The organism is Streptomyces sp. NPDC015345 (assembly GCF_043078805.1).
Classification (GTDB): domain Bacteria; phylum Actinomycetota; class Actinomycetes; order Streptomycetales; family Streptomycetaceae; genus Streptomyces.
In genome coordinates, this window is the sequence record NZ_JBIBTX010000009.1 from 308,720 (window position 1) to 327,611 (window position 18,892).

The 18,892-nt window shown below is 72.6% G+C and carries 12 protein-coding genes; 4 read left to right on the forward strand and 8 right to left on the reverse strand.

The window, feature by feature from the left end; translation table 11 throughout:
- Positions 1–38 precede the first annotated feature (38 nt).
- The 4 genes from rbfA (at position 39) to ACF062_RS32780 (ending at position 6,739) form a co-directional block, all read left to right on the forward strand.
- Positions 39–515: a 30S ribosome-binding factor RbfA gene (gene rbfA / locus ACF062_RS32765; RefSeq protein ID WP_223777104.1), complete on the forward strand. Its 477-nt coding sequence runs from the start codon at positions 39–41 to the stop codon at positions 513–515.
- Positions 512–1,420: a tRNA pseudouridine(55) synthase TruB gene (gene truB / locus ACF062_RS32770; RefSeq protein WP_392143224.1), complete on the forward strand. Its 909-nt coding sequence runs from the start codon at positions 512–514 to the stop codon at positions 1,418–1,420. The genes rbfA and truB overlap by 4 nt, the downstream gene beginning before the upstream one ends.
- Before the next feature lie 240 nt (positions 1,421–1,660).
- Entirely contained in the window at positions 1,661–5,458 is a 3,798-nt protein-coding gene (locus ACF062_RS32775; RefSeq protein ID WP_392143225.1) for a trypsin-like peptidase domain-containing protein, read from the forward strand.
- 327 nt (positions 5,459–5,785) lie between these two features.
- Positions 5,786–6,739: a bifunctional riboflavin kinase/FAD synthetase gene (locus tag ACF062_RS32780; protein WP_392143226.1), complete on the forward strand. Its 954-nt coding sequence runs from the start codon at positions 5,786–5,788 to the stop codon at positions 6,737–6,739.
- A gap of 89 nt (positions 6,740–6,828) precedes the next feature.
- Here ACF062_RS32780 and ACF062_RS32785 read toward each other — a convergent pair whose 3' ends face one another.
- The 8 genes from ACF062_RS32785 to eccE all read right to left on the reverse strand — a co-directional run bounded on the left by ACF062_RS32785 (position 6,829) and on the right by eccE (position 18,832).
- Entirely contained in the window at positions 6,829–7,839 is a 1,011-nt protein-coding gene (locus ACF062_RS32785; RefSeq protein ID WP_392143258.1) for an ABC transporter ATP-binding protein, read from the reverse strand.
- Positions 7,840–7,868: 29 nt separating this feature from the next.
- Positions 7,869–8,897 carry an ABC transporter ATP-binding protein gene (locus ACF062_RS32790; protein ID WP_392143227.1) on the reverse strand — a complete coding sequence of 343 codons (1,029 nt, stop codon included), beginning with the start codon at positions 8,895–8,897 and terminating at the stop codon, positions 7,869–7,871.
- On the reverse strand, positions 8,894–9,853 hold the full coding sequence (locus tag ACF062_RS32795) for an ABC transporter permease (protein WP_392143228.1): 960 nt from the start codon (positions 9,851–9,853) through the stop codon (positions 8,894–8,896). Before ACF062_RS32795 ends, ACF062_RS32790 begins: the two co-directional genes overlap by 4 nt.
- A complete protein-coding gene (locus ACF062_RS32800; RefSeq protein ID WP_392143229.1) occupies positions 9,850–10,944 on the reverse strand; it encodes an ABC transporter permease in 1,095 nt (364 codons plus the stop codon). The genes ACF062_RS32795 and ACF062_RS32800 overlap by 4 nt, the downstream gene beginning before the upstream one ends.
- A gap of 3 nt (positions 10,945–10,947) precedes the next feature.
- The gene (locus ACF062_RS32805) at positions 10,948–12,849 is read right to left on the reverse strand and encodes an ABC transporter substrate-binding protein (RefSeq protein WP_392143230.1); all 1,902 of its coding nucleotides are present in this window, start codon (positions 12,847–12,849) and stop codon (positions 10,948–10,950) included.
- A gap of 321 nt (positions 12,850–13,170) precedes the next feature.
- The gene (locus tag ACF062_RS32810) at positions 13,171–16,488 is read right to left on the reverse strand and encodes an SCO5717 family growth-regulating ATPase (protein WP_392143231.1); all 3,318 of its coding nucleotides are present in this window, start codon (positions 16,486–16,488) and stop codon (positions 13,171–13,173) included.
- A 305-nt stretch (positions 16,489–16,793) separates the two neighbouring features.
- Positions 16,794–17,510 carry a hypothetical protein gene (locus tag ACF062_RS32815; RefSeq protein WP_392143232.1) on the reverse strand — a complete coding sequence of 239 codons (717 nt, stop codon included), beginning with the start codon at positions 17,508–17,510 and terminating at the stop codon, positions 16,794–16,796.
- On the reverse strand, positions 17,507–18,832 hold the full coding sequence (gene eccE / locus ACF062_RS32820) for a type VII secretion protein EccE (protein ID WP_392143233.1): 1,326 nt from the start codon (positions 18,830–18,832) through the stop codon (positions 17,507–17,509). The genes ACF062_RS32815 and eccE overlap by 4 nt, the downstream gene beginning before the upstream one ends.
- Positions 18,833–18,892 lie beyond the last annotated feature (60 nt).

Here is an 18,892-nt window from a genome sequence, read left to right on the forward strand (position 1 = left end):
AAGCCCAGGGAATGCCCGGGGATAAGGGAGACGGAGCAGTGGCCGACAACGCGCGGGCGAAAAGGCTGGCGGACCTCATCCGAGAGGTGGTTGCCCAGAAGCTGCAGCGCGGGATCAAGGACCCGCGGCTCGGGACGCACGTGACCATCACGGACACCAGGGTGACCGGTGACCTGCGGGAGGCGACCGTCTTCTACACGGTCTACGGCGACGACGAGGACCGCGCCGCCGCGGCGGCGGGCCTGGAGAGCGCCAAGGGCGTGCTGCGCTCGGCGGTCGGCCAGGCCGCGGGCGTGAAGTTCACGCCGACGCTGTCCTTCGTCGCGGACGCGCTGCCGGACAACGCCAGGGCCATCGAGGACCTCCTCGACAAGGCCCGGATGTCGGACGAGAAGGTGCGGGAGGTCTCCGCGGGCGCCGAGTTCGCGGGCGACGCGGACCCGTACAAGAAGCCCGAGTCCGACGAGGACACGGACGGCACTTCGGACGAGACGGACGGCGACGCCCGCGCATGAGCAAGAGCAGCACCACAACGCCGGACGGACTTGTCATCGTCGACAAGCCGTCCGGCTTCACTTCGCACGACGTGGTGGCCAAGATGCGCGGGATCGCCAAGACCCGCCGCGTCGGCCACGCGGGCACCCTGGACCCCATGGCGACGGGCGTCCTCGTGCTCGGCGTGGAGCGCGCCACCAAGCTCCTCGGTCATCTGGCGCTGACCGAGAAGGAGTATCTGGGCACCATCCGCCTCGGGCAGAACACGCTCACCGACGACGCCGAGGGCGAGATCACCTCGTCCGCCGACGCCTCGGGGATCGCCCGTGAGGCGATCGACGCGGGCATCGCCAAGCTCTCCGGCGACATCATGCAGGTGCCGTCCAAGGTCAGCGCCATCAAGATCGACGGCAAGCGGTCGTACGCGCGCGCTCGCAAGGGCGAGGACTTCGAGATCCCGGCCCGGCCGGTGACGATCTCCGCCTTCACCGTGTACGACGTCCGTGACGCCGTCGCCGAGGACGGCACCCCCGTCCTCGACCTGGTCGTCTCGGTCGTCTGCTCCTCGGGCACGTACATCCGGGCGCTCGCCCGTGACCTCGGCGCGGACCTCGGCGTCGGCGGCCATCTGACCGCCCTGCGCCGCACCCGCGTCGGGCCGTACAAGCTGGACGCGGCCAAGACCCTGGACCAGCTCCAGGAGGAGCTGACGGTGATGCCGGTGGCCGAGGCCGCGAGCCGGGCCTTTCCGCGCTGGGACGTCGACGACAAGCGCGGCAAGCTGCTGCTCAACGGCGTCCGGATCGACATGCCCGGGGAGTACGCGGGTGTCGGCGCCGTCGCCGTCTTCGACCCGGAGGGCCGCTTCCTGGTCCTCGCGGAGGAGTCGCGGGGCAAGGCCAAGAGCCTGGCCGTCTTCGCCTGAGCGGGCCCTGCCCGCATCTCGCCTCGTCGTGGAGCGGCGGACTCCGGTACGCCGCTCCACGGTCCCCCCCACGGTCCCCCCACTCAAGGTGTTTCCACATCACCGCGCGGATTCACCCCTTCGGGCAGGCGCTCGGAGTGAACCGAGGGAGCGGAAGGGGGCGCGTTCGCGTCGCGTTCTGTTCCGCTGATCACCGCCGACCTACGGTCGGAGGACGGGGAACAGCCGGGAGGTTCGAGCATGGCGGGACGGGGTCCGCGGGCCGAGGGTGCCGGGGACACCGCGGGCGCGGGGGAGCGAGGCGGCCACACGGCGCCGGACCAGGCCCTCGTGCGGGTGTGCGACATGGCGGGGCGCCCGCGGGGCACGGGCTTCGCCGCCGACGAGCACGGCACGGTCATCACCAGCCACGAGGCCGTCGACGGCCTCGCGCGGATCGTCCTGCACGCGCCGGACGGGCGCACCTGCGTGGTGCCCGCCGAGGCCGTCGTGGCGCTGCCCGGCGCCGACCTCGCGCTGGTGCGCACCGAGGGCCTCGGACTGCGGCCCCTGCCCCTGGCCGTGCGGGACTCCGTGGCGCGGGGCACCTACGTGCGGATCGCCGCGCTCGGCTGGCGCGAGGCCCGCGTCCTCGGCTCGTCCCCCGTGACGTACACCGCGACCGACCGCTTCCACCCGGTGGGCGCCGCCCTGGAGCTGGCGATCGGCACGGAGGGCGCAGAAGCGCTGCGGCCCGGCCGCGGAGCCGCGGGCGGACCGGTCGTGGACGTCGCGTCCGGCGCGGTCCTCGCCGTCCTCTGCACCGCCCTGCTGCCCCAGGACCCCGGCCCCCGCCCACTCGGCGACGCGCCCTTCACCCACCGTCCGCCCGGGTTCGCGATTTCGCTGCGGGAGGCGGCCGCCGCAGACCCCGGCGGACCGCTCGCCGAGCTGATCGCCCGCAACGCCGCGACCGTCCCGGCGTACGGCCACGACCTGAATCCGGCGGGCGCGCTGCACCTGACGGCCACCTCGGCGGGCTCCGACGGGCCACGGGCCGCCCACCTGGAGCCGGTCGAACGGCCCGATGTGGCGCGGGAGTTCGCCGCCTTCCTCGATGGCCCGGCCTGCGTCCTCGGCCTGGTCGGCGCCCCCGGCACGGGGCGTACGACGGAACTGGCCGCGCTCGCCGCCCGGCGGACCCGGGGCGCCGAGCCCGCGCCGACGCTGTGGCTGCGCGGCGCCGACCTGCGGGGCACGGACGCGTCCGTCGCCGACGCCGTGCAGCGGGTCCTCGACCGGGCGGTACGGATCCTGGCGGCCGCACAGGAGGCACCGGGCGGCGAGGGCCTCGGGGACGTCTCGGCGGGGCGCGTGGCGCGGCTCGTGCGGGACGCGGGGCTGCCGTTGCTGCTGCTCCTCGACGGGCCCGAGGAGATGCCGCCCCTGTCGGCGCAGCGCCTCGCCGGGTGGAGCGACGCCACGGCGGCCTGGCTGCGGGACACGGGCGCGCGCCTCGTCATCGCCTGCCGGGCGGAGTACTGGGAGCAGGCGGGGGCGTACTTCGACGGGGCCTCGCTCCACGGGGCGGCGTTCCACGAGGCGGCGACAGGGGAGGCGGCGGTTTCCGGCTTCCCCCGGTGTGTACGTCTCGACGAGCTGTCCGAGCCGCAGGCGCGTCAGGTCCGCGCGCGGTACGGCATCCCGGACGGGGCGCTCGCCGAGGCCGACGCGCGGCATCCGCTGACGCTGCGGCTGCTCGGCGAGGTGCGGGCCGCCCTCCCCGACGCGCCGCCGCCGGGCACGCCCGGCCGGGACGAGGTCTTCGCCGCCTATCTGGACCTGATGTGCCTGCGGGTCGCCGTGCGGCTCGCGGCGGCGAACGGCCTGCGCGGCACCGCCGTGCGACGCCTCGCGGCGAAGGTGTCCGGCCAGGTCCACGAGGCGGCGCGGCGCTGCCTGGGGCCGGCGCAGGGGGAGCTGGACCGGGCCTCCTTCGAGGACGTCTTCCCGTGGGGTGCGCTCCCCGGTGCTCCCGGATGCTGTACGGGCTGGGCGTCGGCCGTGCTGGCCGAGGGGCTGCTGGTACCGGCGGGCACGGGCTACCGCTTCGCGCACGAGGAGGTGGCCGACTGGCTCCAGGGCACGCATCTCGACGTGGACGGCGCGCTTGCCTCCCTCGTCCACCGGCACCGGGGCACGGCCCGCTCCCCGGTGGTCCCGGAACAGCGCCGCCGCGGCCCTGCCCCTACCCGCCCGGCCCCGGTGCCGCGCCACCGCATCGGCCCCGTGATCGAAGCCCTGCTCACGCTGGGCCGACAGCGCGGCCCGGCCGAACTGGACGAGCGGCTGCGTGACTTGGCGGACGCGCTGACCGACCTCACGGAGGCGGCGGCGCCGGGCGGCGAGGCGTACGCGGTGACGGGCGGCGAGGCGGACGCGGCGACGAACGCGGTAACGGGCGCGATGCCAGGCGGCGAGGCGGACGCGGCGACGAACGCGGCGACGAACGCGGTAACGGGCGCGATGCCAGGCGGCGAGGCGGACGCGGCGACGAACGCGGCGACGAACGCGGCGACGAACGCGGCGATGGGCGCGGCGGCGGGCGCGGTGACGGACGACGCGGTGACGGACGCCCGGTGGTGGGCCGCGCACCTGCTGCGCGGGACCTTGCTGCGCGTGCCCGACGCGGCGCCCCACCTCCCGGTGCTCGAAGTCCTCGCGGAGCGCGGCCTGTTCGAGGCCGCCTTCTGGCTTCGGCTGTCGCTGGGGGAGACCCCGCGGTTCGCGCTGCTGCGGCACCTCGTCGTACACGACGGGCCGCCGGGGGCCCCGGGCCGCTGCCTGGACGCCGTCGCCGGACTCCTCGCCGCCGACCCCGCGAACGTACAGCCGCACCTCGTCCGCTGGTTCACCGACGAGCGGCCGCTGGACGCCGCGCCCGACGCCACCGTCGCCTCCGCCGCGCAGGCGCTGCTCCATACCCACCGGCACCGCGCCGTCGACGACCTCACCGAAGCCCTCGCCGACTGCGCGCACGCCCGCGCCGACGAACTGCTCGCCGCCCTCGCCGAGGAGGAGCCCGCCGCCGTCTGCCGCGCCGTCGGCCGCTGGGCGCACGACGAGCGGCCGGGCCGGCGCGCGGCCGCCGCCTCCCAAGGCCTGCGCGCCGCCCCCCACGCCACCGCCGACACCGACCGCGCCCACCTGCGGCACGCCGCCCTCGCCCTGCTCGCCCGCCCGGACGACGGCGCCCTGCACGGCGCCGCGCTCGCCCTGCTCGTCCGCGACCCGCAGACCCGCTCCCGGTACCTGCCCCGGGTCCTGCGGCGCTTCGCCGCCGGGGACCCGGCGCTGCCCGCGAGCGCGGCGGCCGAGGCCCTGGCCACCCACCCCGAGCAGGTGCTCGCCGCCTTCACCGCCCGCCTGCACCGGCCTGGCCCGGCGGACGACGGGTTCGGCGAGGCGCTGCGCCGCCTGGCCGACGCGGCCACACCCGCCCTCGCGCACCGCGTCGCCTCCCTGGTGCGCGACGCCCTGGAGGCCCGCCCCGAGGCCATCGCGTCCGCGGCCGCATACTTCGACCGGCGGCTCGAACAGGGTCCCGAGGCGCGGACCGTCCTCTTCCCCCTGGTGGCGGGCCTGCTGCACAGCCGTCTCCCGCGCGTCAGGGCGGCCCTCGGGCCGGTACTCGCCGCCCCGGGCACCGCCGCCTCACAGGCCCTGCGGAGCGACCTGCTCGACGTACTGCTCGGCCAGGAACGCGACCCCGCGGTCCTGGAGAGCGTCCTGCGGTCCGTGGCCCGCGGCGCCGCCGAGATCGGCGAACCCCCCACCCGCGAGCGGGTCCACCGCGCCGGGCTGCTCCTCGGCCGCACCCCGGAGGGCGCCTCCCGCTTCGACCGCTGCGTGGTCGAACTGGCCCGCTCCGACCCCGGCTTCGCCGCCCTTGTCGCCGGCTGGCTCCACGACGCCCCGCAGGAGTGGGCCGCCCTGGTCGGCCCGAGCGCCTCCCGGACGCTGACGGACCTCGCGGGCGGCGCGCCGGTGCCTGCCTAGGGCCTGTCTGACAATTCGCGTCGTCGCCCGGAGGGCGGCCTCGCGGCGTCAGGTGCGTGCTCTCGGCGTGCCGGGCGTAGGGCCTCGTACTGGATGTACTTGGCTCTGCGCCCGGTGCGGCGAGAGTGCGTGCATGGCGTCGCGAGGCAGGCGGGAATTGTCAGACAGGCCCTAGCCCGGAGCGGCCCGAGTGACCCCCGCCACCCTTCCCGGGGAGACACCGATGCGGGGCGGCGCCCCTCGGCATGGCAGTCTTAGACCTGCGCAATCGGCAATGGGAACGTACAGACGTAACGGACGTACACGGGTTCGGCGAGGAGCAAAGAAGTGCAGCGCTGGCGTGGCTTGGAGGACATCCCCCAGGACTGGGGGCGCAGCGTCGTCACCATCGGTTCCTACGACGGCGTGCACCGCGGTCACCAGCTGATCATCGGGCGTGCCGTGGAGCGCGCCAGGCGGCTCGGCGTGCCCGCCGTGGTCGTCACCTTCGACCCGCACCCCAGCGAGGTCGTGCGCCCCGGCAGCCACCCGCCGCTGCTCGCCCCGCACCACCGGCGCGCCGAGCTGATGGCCGACCTCGGCGTGGACGCGGTGCTGATCCTGCCCTTCACCACCGAGTTCTCGAAGCTGTCGCCCGCCGACTTCGTCGTGAAGGTCCTCGTCGACAAGCTGCACGCGCGCGTGGTCGTCGAGGGCCCCAACTTCCGCTTCGGCCACAGGGCCGCGGGCAATGTGGACCTCCTCGCCGAGCTCGGCCGCACGTACGACTACGAAGTCGACGTCATCGACCTGTACGTGACCGGTGAGGCCGGTGGTGGCCGCCCGTTCTCCTCGACGCTGACCCGCAGCCTGGTGGCCGAGGGCGACATGACGGGCGCCGCGGAGATCCTCGGCCGCCCGCACCGCGTCGAGGGCGTCGTCGTGCGCGGTGCCCAGCGCGGCCGCGAACTCGGCTTCCCCACCGCCAACGTGGAGACGCTGCCGCACACCGCCATCCCCGCCGACGGTGTCTACGCCGGTTGGCTGCACGTCGAGGGGGAGGCGATGCCGGCGGCGATCTCCGTCGGCACGAATCCGCAGTTCGACGGCACCGAGCGGACCGTCGAGGCGTACGCGATCGACCGGGTCGGTCTTGACCTGTACGGGCTGCATGTCGCGGTGGACTTCCTCGCCTTCGTGCGGGGGCAGGCGAAGTTCGACTCCATCGAGGCGCTGCTTGTCGCCATCGCGGACGACGTGAAGCGGTGCCGGGCCCTGATCGAGGCCGCCAAGTCGCCGTAGGCGGTGCGGGTGCTCGCGCGGCCGCGAGTGCGTCGTGGTTGCGCGCGCAGTTCCCCGCGCCCCTTACGGGGCGCCCGGGCAAGCCCCGTCTAAGGCGCCCCCTCCACCACCCGCTCCCGCGCCCAGTGGCATGCCACCTGCGTCTCGCCTTGCCCCGACAGCACCGCCAGATCCTCCCCACGGCATCGGTCCGCCACCCCCGCCCGCTTCGCCTCCCCGGAGGCAAGCACCTGGCACCGGACATGGAACCGGCAGCCCCCCGGGATGCGGGACGGGTCCGGCGGCTCACCCGTGAGGACGACCGGCTCCCCGGGGGCCTCTGGAAGCACCGACAACAGGGCCTGAGTATAAGGATGTTGAGGGGCCGTCAGCACCTCCTCCACCGTTCCTGTCTCGACGATGCGGCCCAGGTACATCACCGCCACCCGGTCCGCGATGTTCCACGCCAGCCCCAGATCGTGCGTCACCACCAGTGCCGAAAGACCCAGTTCGTCCCGCAGGCGAAGCAGCAGGGCGAGGATCTCGCCGCGTACGGACGCGTCCAGGGAGGCCACCGGCTCGTCGGCGACGATGAGTTCCGGTCCGAGGACCAGCGCGCCCGCGATGACGACCCGCTGGCGCTGACCGCCCGACAGCTCGTGCGGATAGCGCAGGAAGAAGCGCTCCGGAGGGCGCAGCCCGGCCCGTGAGAGCGCCTCGGCGACCGCGGCCCGCTCGTCGCCCGCGTACCCGTGGATGCGCAGCCCCTCGGCCACGGCCTCGTACACCGTGTGCCGGGGGTTCAGCGAACCGCTCGGGTCCTGGAGGACCAGCTGGACGCGCTTGCGGTACGCCTTGAGGGAGCGCGCCGAGTACTCCAGCGGCTTCCCGGCGAACGTCACCGTGCCGGAGGTCGGCGGGACCAGGCCGAGCAGGGAACGGGCCAGCGTCGTCTTGCCGCAGCCCGACTCGCCGACCAGGGCGACGATCTCGCCGCCCTTGATGTCGAGGTCGACGCCGTCCACCGCCCGCGCGGTCGGCGCGCCCCGGCGGCCGGGGAAGGCGATGTGCAGATCGGCGGCGGACAGCAGCGGCCCGCCGCCCGGCTCGGGGGTGGTCATGCGCGGCTCCTCGTCACGGATGCTCTGGGTCACGGTGTGCGCTCCGCCGTCGTCGGCGCCGACGTGGGCTGCGCCGGGAGCGGCGCGCCCGCGTGGACGCAGGCCGCGCGGTGGTGCGGGCCCGCCTCCCGCAGGGCCTGGTCCTCCGTCGTGCAGGACTCCAGCGCGACCGTGCAGCGCGGATGGAACGTACAGCCCGTGGGGAGCGCCGACGGGTCGGGCGGGTCGCCGGGCAGGCCGCGCGGCGCGAACCTGGACGCCGGGTCACCGATGCGCGGGAAGGCCGCGGAGAGGGCCTTGCCGTAGGGGTGCCGGGCGTTCTCGTAGACCTGGGAGGCCGGGCCCTCCTCGACGACGCGGCCCGCGTACATCACCGCGAGCCGGTCGCAGGTGTCGGAGAGCACCGCCAGGTCATGGCTGATCATCATCAGGCCGAGGTCCTGCTCGGACACGAGCTGTTCGATCAGGCGCAGGATCTGGGCCTGGATCATCACGTCGAGCGCGGTGGTCGGCTCGTCCGCGATGATCAGACGGGGATCGCAGGCCAGCGCCATGGCGATCATGACGCGCTGGCGCTGGCCGCCGGACAGCTCGTGCGGATAGGCGTCCGCGCGGGCGGCGGGCAGCCCGACGTGTTCGAGGAGTTCGCCGACCTTCTTGCGCGCGCCCGCCTGCGTCGCCTTCTTGTGCAGCAGGATCGGCTCGGCGATCTGGTCGCCGATGCGGTGCACGGCGTTCAGCGAGTGCATCGCGCCCTGGAAGACGATCGAGGCGCCCGCCCAGCGCACGGCCCGTACCCGGCCCCACTTCATGGCCAGCACGTCCTCGCCGTCGAGCAGGATCTCGCCGGACACCTTCGTGCCCGCGGGCAGCAGCCGCAGCAGCGCCAGCGCGAGCGTGGACTTGCCGCAGCCGGACTCGCCCGCGACGCCCAGCTTCTGGCCCGCGTCGACGGCGAGGTGCACGCCACGGACGGCGGCGGCGCCGTTCGCGTACGTCACTTCCAGGTCGCGCACGTCGAGGAGCCGGTGCCCTTCGGTTTTCGCTGCGTCGTTCAACGGGTGGCCCCCAGCCTGGGGTTGAGCACGGATTCCACGGCACGCCCGCACAGCGTGAACGCGAGCGCGACGATCGCGATGGCGAGACCGGGCGGGGCGAGATACCACCAGTGGCCCGCGCTGACCGCGCCCGCCTCGCGCGCGTCCTGGAGCAGGCCGCCCCACGACACGCTCGTCGGGTCGCCGAGGCCGAGGAAGGCGAGCGTGGCCTCGGTGAGGATGGCGCCGGAGATGACGAGGGTGGTCTGCGCGAGGACGAGCGGCATGACGTTGGGCAGGACGTGCCGGGCCATGATGTGGCCGTGGCCGCCGCCGAGCGCCTGCGCCCGTTCGATGTAGGGCCGCGATTCCACGGCGAGGGTCTGCGCCCGGACCAGGCGTGCCGTGGTCGGCCAGGTGGTGACTCCGATCGCCAGGATGATCGTCCAGATCGTGCCGGACATCACGGCGGCGAGCGCGATGGCGAGCACCAGCGTCGGCATCACCAGGAACCAGTCGGTGATCCGCATGATGACGGTGGCGTACCAGCCCTTGAAGTGCCCCGCCGTGATGCCCACGAGAGTGCCGATGGCCACGGACAGGACGGCGGCGAGCAGCCCCACGGAGAGCGAGATGCGCGCGCCCCACACCAGCAGGCCCAGCAGATCCCGCCCGAACTGGTCGGTACCCAGGGGGAATTCAGTGCTCGGCGACTCCATCGGCTTGCCCGGCGCGTCGGTCACGCTCTGCGCGTCCGACCCCACGAGCAGCGGGGCGAAGACCGCGGCGAGCGCGATCAGGACGAGCACGGCCAGGCCGAAGAGCCCAGCCCGGTGGGTGCGGTACTCCCGCCAGAACCGAGCCACGGAGTGCCGTCTGCGCGCCCACGCGAGCGACCGCGCGCTCCCGCCCGGCGCGGCGGATACAACGGGAGGGGCCGGTGTGGGCGGGGGAGTCGGTGCGGATTCGGTCGTCATCGGCCCACCCGGGGATCGAGCAGCGGATAGATCACGTCGGCCAGCGTGTTCATCAGGATCACCGCGACCGAGAAGACGAAGAACAGCCCCTGCACCAGCGGCAGGTCCGGCACGCTCAGCGCCTGGTAGAAGAGTCCGCCGAGCCCCGGCCAGGAGAAGACGGTCTCGACGAGGATCGCGCCCGCCACCACCGTGCCGAGATTGACGAACATCAGGGTGACGGTCGGCAGCATCGCGTTCGGCACGGCGTGCCGGCGGCGTACGAGATCGTCGCGGAGCCCCTTGGCCCGCGCGGTCGTCAGATAGTCGCCGCCCATCTCGTCCAGGAGCGAGGACCGCATGACGAGCAGCGTCTGCGCGTACCCGACGGCGACCAGCGTGATCACGGGAAGCACCATGTGGTGCGCGACATCGATGACGTACGCGAACCCGGTCTCACCGCCCGACTCCAGGCCACCCGTGGGGAACATCCCGGGAATCGGCCCGATCCCCACCGCGAAGGTGATGATCAGCAGCAGCCCGAGCCAGAACGACGGCACGGAGTAGAGCGTGAGCGCGAGCCCGGTGTGGAGGCGGTCGCCCAGTTTGCCGTTGCGCCAGGCCGTGCGCGTGCCGAGCCAGATGCCGATCAGCGTGTAGAGGATGTACGCCGTTCCGGTGAGCAGCAGCGTCGCGGGCAGCGCCTCCGTGATCTTCTCCATGACGGGGGCGTGGAACTGGTACGACGTACCGAAGTCGCCGCTCAGCACCTTGCCGGTGTAGTCGAAGAACTGGGCCATCACGGGCTTGTCGAGGCCGAACTCCTTGCGCATCGCGGCGAGCTGCTCGGCCGAGACGCGCTTGCCGCCCGTCATCTGCTTGACGGGGTCGCCGGGGATGAGCCGGAAGAGGAAGAAGCTGGTGACGAGCACGGCGAAGAGCGACACGATCGCGCCGCCGAGCTTGCCCGCCACATAGAGGAGATAGGCGCGGGTGTTGCGGGCCCGTGGCCCGCGGGCCGACGACAGCCCGGCCTTCGCCGGGTCGCCGTCGGCCCCGGGGCCCAGTGGGCCCTCGGTGTCGAGCAGAGCGGGATTGCTGTCAGCGGTCATGCGTTACTCGCGGTCCTCTGCGGTCGAACGGCGGCGCAGGGCGAACAGGACTCCGCCGCCCACGAGCACCACCGCGGCAGCGGCGATACCGATGATGACACCGGTCGAGCCGCCGTCCTTGGAGGAACTCTTCCCATCCGCGGGGACGGCCGACCACCAGCTCCAATATCCGTCCTGGCCGTAAATGTTGCCCGCGGCCGTCGGCATGGTGGTGATGGACTTGATCTGGTCGGTGCGGTAGGCCTCGACGGCGTTCGGGTACGCGAGGACGTTCATGTACCCCGAGTCGTACAGCCACGACTGCATCCGCTTGACGATCTCGGCCCGCTTGGCCGGGTCGTACTCCGCGAGCTGCTTGGCGTACAGCTCGTCGTACTTCTTGTCGCAGATGAAGTTGTCGGTGGCGGCGCTCTCCTTGGCCTTCACCGGCAGCGCGGCGCAGGTGTGGATGCCGAGCACGAAGTCCGGGTCGGGGTTGACCGACCAGCCGTCGAACGCGAGGTCGTACTCGCCCGCGTACCAGGGCACGGAGACGTCATCGAGGCAGTTGACCTTGAGCCCGATCCCGAGGTCCCCCCACCACTCCTTCAGATACTTGCCGACCGCCTTGTCGTTGGGGTCGGTGGCGTGGCAGAGAATGCGCAGGTCGAGCGGCTTGCCGTCCTTGCCGACGCGCTTGCCGTCACCGTTCTTCTCGTATCCCGCCTCGTCGAGGAGCCGGGCGGCCTTCTTCGGGTCGTACGTCATCTCCTGGTCGGCGGACGGCTTCCAGGCGTAGTCGGAGAAGCGGGGCGGGATATAGCCCGCGCCCTCGACGGCGTTGCCCTGGAACACCTTGTCGACGATCGCCTCGCGGTCGACGGAGAGGAACAGCGCCTGACGGACCCGCTTGTCCAGCAGGGCCGGATGGCCGTCACCGAACTTCTCACCGTCCTTCGTCCGCGCGCCCGGGTTGGTGGCGATGGCGAAGAAGCGGCGGCCCGGCCCCTCGTTGACCTTGACGTTCTCCGCGCTCTTCAGGGAGTTCGCCTGCGCCGGGGTGAGCGCCGGCTGCCCGGCGACGAAGGACACCTCGCCCTTCCTCAGGGCGGAGACCGCCGCGTCCTGGTCCTTGTACGTCCGGAAGACCAGCTCGTCGAACTTGGGCGCGTCACGCCAGAAGTCCTTGTTGGCCTTGAGCCGCACGTACTGGTCGACCTTGTAGTCCGTCAGGATGAACGGGCCGTTGCCGACGACCGGGAAGTCCTTGTCGTTGTTGAACTTCGAGATGTCGTCGACCTTCTCCCAGACATGCTTGGGGACGATCGGCACGTCGAGCGCGGCCATCGTGGCCTGCGGCTTCTTCAGCTCGATGACCAGCTTGGTGGGGCTCGGCGCGGTCACCTTCCTGAAGTTGGTGACGAAGTTGGAGTTCGCGGTGGCGGTGCCCTCCTTGGACATCACCTTGTTGAACGTCCACGCCGCGTCCTCGGCGGTGGCGGGCTTCCCGTCCGACCACTTGGAGTCGTCCCGGATCGTGTACGTCCAGGTCAGCTTGTCGGCGGACGGCTTCCACTCGGTGGCGAAGCCGGGAATCGCGCGGTTGTTCTTCGCGTCGTAGTTCGTCAGGTATTCGTACGTGAGGCGGTGCAGGCTGGTGCTGAGCAGCCGCTGGGCGAGGAAGGGGCTGAGCGAGTCGACGCTCTGCGCCACGGCGACGGTGAGAACTTTCTTGCCGCCGTCATCCTTGGCCTCGGCCTGCTGCGGGGTCGGGTTGAGAGGCGTGGCGAGACCGGCCGTGAGAGTGAACGCGGCGGCGGCGCCGGCGAGGAGGAACCTCGGGCGACGGCTTCGGCGGGACCGCGGCGGGGCGGGGGGTGGTGTCGTGGTTGCTGCTGGTCTGCCGTGCTGATCTTGTGTGTCCATGGGTCGGTGACCTCGCGTCATCGCTCGCACAGGGATGGCTGGTTGCACGCTGGTTGATCAAGGGGCGTCAGCTGGATTGATGTGTGTCTACCAGCGCCGGTCTGGGCGAGTCAACGGCAGGTGAACCCCATGTGGCCTGCGGAAATAACGAGTTGACCGTGATTTCACCCGCATTGGTCAAGACCTCTGACGCATGGCTGGTGGGGGCGTGGCGGTGGGGGGAGGGGCAGGTGGGGGCCACCGGGCAGCGGTCGACGGGGCGGACACGCGAGCGGGTCCGCGCCGAGGAACGGCGCGGGCCCGCTGGGGGTTCTGCGGAACTTACTGCTGGGGTGGCTGCGGCTGTTGCTGCTGAGGAGGCCGCGGTGCCTGGAACGGGGCGCCCGGCTGCACCGGCTGCGGGGCCTGCGGCTCACCCTGCGGCTGCGGCTGCCCCTGCGGCTGCTGCGGTGCCTGGTGCTGCTGCGGTGCCTGGTGCTGCGGCGGCTGCCAGGCCTGCGGGGCTCCTGGCTGCTGAGGGTAGGGCTGGGGCGGTACCTGCTGCTGGGGTGGCTGCGGCTGCTGCGGTTGGGGGTGCTGCTGCGGCTGGGGTTGCCCCTGAGGCTGGGCATAGGGCTGGGGCTGCTGCTGGCCCTGCTGCGGCTGCTGACTCTGCGGCTGGCCCTGCGCCTGCGAAGGAGCGTACGGCTGCTGCGCGTGCTGCCCCCCGTACGGCACCTGACCCGGCAACGGCGGAGCCATGTGCGGCGGCGGATTCCCGTCCGACGTCCAGAGCCCCTGCTGCTGCTGAGCCCGCACGAAGTCCTCGGCGACCATCGCGGAGAGGTTGAAGTACGCCTCCCGCACCTTCGGCCGCATCATGTCGAGATCGACCTCCGCACCGGCGGCCAGATGCTCGTCGAAGGGCACGACGACCACGCCCCGGCACCGCGTCTCGAAGTGCGACACGATGTCATCGACCTTGATCATCTTGCCGGTCTCGCGCACACCGGAGATGACGGTGATGGAACGCGAGACCAGGTCGGCGTACCCGTGCGCGGACAGCCAGTCCAGCGTCGTGGACGCGCTGCTCGCCCCGTCCACGGACGGCGTCGAGATGATGATCAGCTGGTCGGCGAGGTCGAGGACCCCGCGCATGGCGCTGTACAGCAGACCCGTACCGGAGTCCGTCAGGATGATCGGGTACTGCTTCCCGAGTACGTCGATGGCGCGCCGGTAGTCCTCGTCGTTGAACGTGGTCGACACGGCCGGGTCGACGTCGTTCGCGATGATCTCAAGACCGGAGGACGCCTGCGAGGTGAACCGGCGGATGTCCATGTACGAGTTGAGGTACGGGATCGCCTGGACGAGGTCACGGATGGTCGCCCCGGTCTCGCGCCGCACGCGCCGCCCGAGCGTACCGGCGTCGGGGTTGGCGTCGATCGCGAGGATCTTGTCCTGCCGCTCGGTGGCGAGGGTGGAGCCGAGCGCGGTGGTCGTGGTCGTCTTGCCCACGCCGCCCTTGAGACTGATGACGGCGATCCGGTAACAGGAGAGGACCGGCGTCCGGATCAGCTCCAACTTCCGCTGCCGCTCGGCCTCTTCCTTCTTGCCACCGAGCTTGAACCGCGAACCGCCACCCGAGGGCCGGCTGCTCTTCGTCTTCGGCTTGGTGTTGCGCAGCAGCCGGTCGGAGGAGAGCTCCACGGCGGCGGTGTAGCCGAGGGGAGCCCCTGGGTTGGTGCGCTCCCGCTGATCGTGCTGCAGGGGCTGGGGCCAGGCGGCGCCGGTACGGGGGTCGATGGGCGGTTGGCCCGGCTGTCCCGGCTGGCCTTGCTGCCCCGGCTGGCCTTGCTGAGGGGCCTGCGGCTGGGCGGCGACGGGGGGCAGCGGCTGGGCCTGGGCAGGCGGCTGGGCCTGGGGCTGCTGGGGCTGGGCCGGGAGCGGCTGCTGTCCCTGGGGGGCGGGCGGCTGCGGGAAGCCGTAACCACCGCCCTGCGCGGGCAGGTTGGGCGCGGCAGGAGCGGGCGTTCCCTGCAGCGGGAACCCGTACGCGGCCTGCGGGGCGGGGGCGTCCGGCGCGACGGGAGCGGGAGCGGGGGCAGGCATCGGCGCGGGCGCGGGAGCCGGCGCGGGCTGCTGCGCGGGCGTGAAGGGCGCACCGGGCGCCGACTGCGGGAATCCGTAACCACCGGCCTGCGGAGCCTGGGGCTGAACCGGAGCCTGGGGCTGCGGCTGAACCGGAGCCTGGGGCTGCTGAACCGGCGCTTGCGGCTGCGGCTGAACCGGAGCCTGCGCCTGTACGGGTTCGGGGGCCGGGGCCGGGGCGGGGGCAGGCGCGGGCTCGGCCTGAACCGGCTGCGCGGGCGGCGCGCTCTGCGTAGGCACGGGCCACTGCGGCGCCGAGGTCGGAGCCGCGGGCTGGTAGGCGGGAGGCAACGGCGGGATTCCGCTCTGCGGCGGGGGCGGCGGAGTCCAGGAGGACGGCACGGAGTCCTGCACATCATCGACGACGGCCGCGGGCACGGCGTCCTGAGGCGCGTCTTCCTCCGTGACGGCGGCGGGTCCGGCGACGACCGGCTCCTCGTCACGCCCCTCATCAGCACCCGCTACGTCGGGCTCGGCCTCGACCACAGCCTTGGGCTCCGACTCCGACTCCGAGACCGATACCGACTCGGGCTCGGGGGCGGGGTCCGACTTGGCCTCAGGAGCCGAGGCGGCGGCACGCTCCTCGATCTCGCGCTGGAGGGCACGTGCGGAGAACCGCATGGTGGCGCCACTCTCCAGATCACCGTTCCCCGCGACAGGCTCGACGATCTCGGCGTCGCGCTCGGGCTCCTCCGCACCGGCCTCGGACGAGCCACCGGAACCCGCACGAGGCGCCGACTCCCCGACCTCAACCTCAGTCTCAGCCTCGGCGCCGGCTTCTGTCTCCGCCTCTGCCTCGGCCTTGGCTTCGGCGAGGGCGTCCACCTCGTTCTTCGGTACGACACCGGTCACGTGGACCGAGGCGGCCGGCCCCGCAACAGCGGCGCTCCAGTCGGTGGCCCCGCCACCGGACACCACGGGAGACTCAGCCCCGGAGTCCGTCTCCTCTGCCTCCTCCTTCTCCTCCTTCTCTCCCGTCTCCTCGTCCCGAGCCGCAGGCTGGAACCCGCTCCCGACCGGAAGCTTCGGCACCACGCCGGGAACAGAGTGGGAGGGAGCCGCCGCAGGCGGCTCGGCGGGCTCAACCGCCTCCGTGCGCAGAGGCGGAACCGGCCCCGCGGGCGGAACGATGGGCACGGGCGGCGCAGCGAAGGAAGGCATGGCCGGAGCGGCCGCGGAACCAGGAGCGGAACCGTCCGAACGGGCAGCATCCGAACCGCCAGCGTCCGAACCAACCGGAGTGGACGCCGACGGAGTGGAGACGGGCGGAGCAGGGACAGACGGAGCAGGGGCAGGCGGAGTGGAGACCGGCGGAGTGGAACCGCCCGACGTCGAAACGGCGGACGCCGAAGGCGTCTCACCGGCACTGCCCGAAGCGTTCTGCGTGTACCAGGCGGGCGGCGCGTAGTCGATGGTGAACTCGCCCGTCGTCTCGGCGGCGGACTCCGCGTCGGACTGATCATCGACGGGTGAGTCCCAGCCCCCGCGGATCTCGTCCCGATCGCTGTTCACAATGCCTCCTGGTGTGGTCGAGCACCCTCGTGCCGTGGTGGGGGGCGACCGTTCCTGTCGTCCGATCCGCCTGGCTCTCCCCGTTGAGGACGCGCACGACCCGCTCGCGGGTTTCTGGCGTCGCGCCCTGCCCCAGACTAATCACCAAAACCACCGGCACGGCAGGGCAGCCCACCCCGCCCACGCTGTCCATTGCGTCACGCCGCGCCCGGAAGTGATCCACGTACGCCAAAACCTGACGGACAAAACACCCAACAGGGGATAGAGCGCGCCGATTTCACCACGAAGACGGCCTCCGCCCGGCCTCAGTCCATCCGGCGGGCGGCACCCAACAATCCGGTCTCGGCATCGGTGGCCTGCGTCATCACGTACTGCCGGTCGCGATCGGCGCACCACAACGTCACGCCGTCGGCAAGCGTCGGCAACGAATCCACGTCCGCGCCCGGCAACCCCAGCTCCCGCCCGATCAGCGTGGCTTCATCAGGCGACACCCGCTGGACCCCCACGAGCCGGGCCTGCCGCATCAACCGGGGAGCGACAGGACTGAGATAGGGCAGCACCGTCAGCACCGACTGCCAGGGCCCGGCCACCACCCGCCCTCGAGGCGGCCGCATCCCGCAGTCACGCACCACGAGCACAGGACTCCCCGCCGAGGCCCCCTGCGGCGGCACCCGCCCCACCTCATGCACAGCCATCCCACTGGGCCCGACCCCAAGCGCCTGAACAAGCCGCCCCCACGCCCCGGCCCGCCCGGTCTCCACGGCCACCCGAGTCCCGATGGCGGCGGCCCGCAACGCGATGACCTGAGCGGTCCACAGGCCGCCGATGAACAGGATGTCGTACGGCGTCGGACGGTTGAGCCCGAGAGTCGCGGGCCGGCTCTCCGCGTCCGCCCCGATGACCACCCCGTCATCCCCGATGGGCAGGGTGAGCGCATCCACCTGATCAGCCGTGAGTCCGTGTCGCCCGTGCCGGGGCCCGATCAGCCCGAAGCCCCCACGCACGACATCCAGAGCCGTCACCGCGCACCTCCCAGGGGAAGCGTCGCCAACATCCCCGGCAGCTGCTCCCGATCCAACCGCAGCAAGCCCGCTCCCACCTGTCGCGCTCCTCGCTCCAGCCCCTGCCGTGCCGCCGAGAGCTCGGCGTCGCTGCGGCCCGTCACCCGCACATGACCGCTCAAGGCGATCTCCTGCCGCGCACCCCGCCCGAGCGTGAGACTGAACGTCGTGGCAAGTGCCGGTACCGCGGTGAGGACAGCGATGAGTTGAGGCAGCGCAGGTCCGCCGTCACCACCGAGCCGGGGCCAACGCCGTACCCAGTAGGTGGTGTGCCGCCGGTTGTCGCACCGCCACGCGCGCAAGGACTCCTCGGTCCTGCGCTCCGGCAGTTCCGCACGCCCGGCCTGGGCGGTCATCAGAGGGTTGGCACAGGCGGAGGTCGCCACAGCGGCGGCCACCTCGTCCTCGTTCAGCACCGCCACCCGGAATCCCGCCCCCGTCAGCCGGCTCGAGAGCTGGTCGACGGCGCGCACCAGACACTTCTGGGCCCCCGCCGGCCCACCCCCGCGCGCCGCCACGGCCTCCGGACACAGCTCCGGGTCCAACTTGAGGGCGATCCACGTGATGCGCACGGCCGGTGCTCCGGTCTGGGCCTGTAGCGGCGCGTAGTTGCTGACGGCCACGGACTGCTGAGGCAGGTGCAGTGCGGGTGCGGGCTGCGTGTGGATCACTATCTGCGCGGATTCCAGCCGGATTCCGTCCACTTCGAGTGCCGCGCGGACCAGCCCGACCGGCAGCGGCTGCCGTCCCCGCTCGGCCCGCAACGCGGTCGCGTCGGATTCGATCTGCAACACCGCCGTCAGGAACGTCCCGTCCCCCGCCATGCCGACCTGCCGTCGCGAACGACCTCGGTAGGCATACGTCCGCAGGGCGGGATCGCATTCGACGGCCGGGGCGAAGGAAGGGTCCGTGCCGGGCGGCACCGGCACTTCGGCCGAACGTCGCACGCGTCCCCGGAACGCCCGTGTGATGGCCAGCCATTCATGCCACGGGCGGCCATGGCGACGTCCGAAGGCGAAGAACACCAGCACCGCCGCGATCACCGCTGCCGGTGCGGCCGCCAGGGGATCGACGAGCCAGGCCGCCCCCACCAGGGCAAGGGCCAACTCCACAAGCACCATGGGGCGCAAGCGGGACCAACCGAACTGCGGTGAGCGGGAAGTGAGGTGCGGAGCGAAGGCGCTGTGGGGGAGAGGTGCGGGTGAAGCGGCCGCCGGTGCCTGTGCACGCGTCCCGGATTCGGCACGACGCCGCCCGGGCCGGGTCCGCACTGACGTAACCATCGACACAACCCCTCGTAGGTCTCCCAAATCGGCGTGTAGAACGCGAACTTGAGGCCCCTC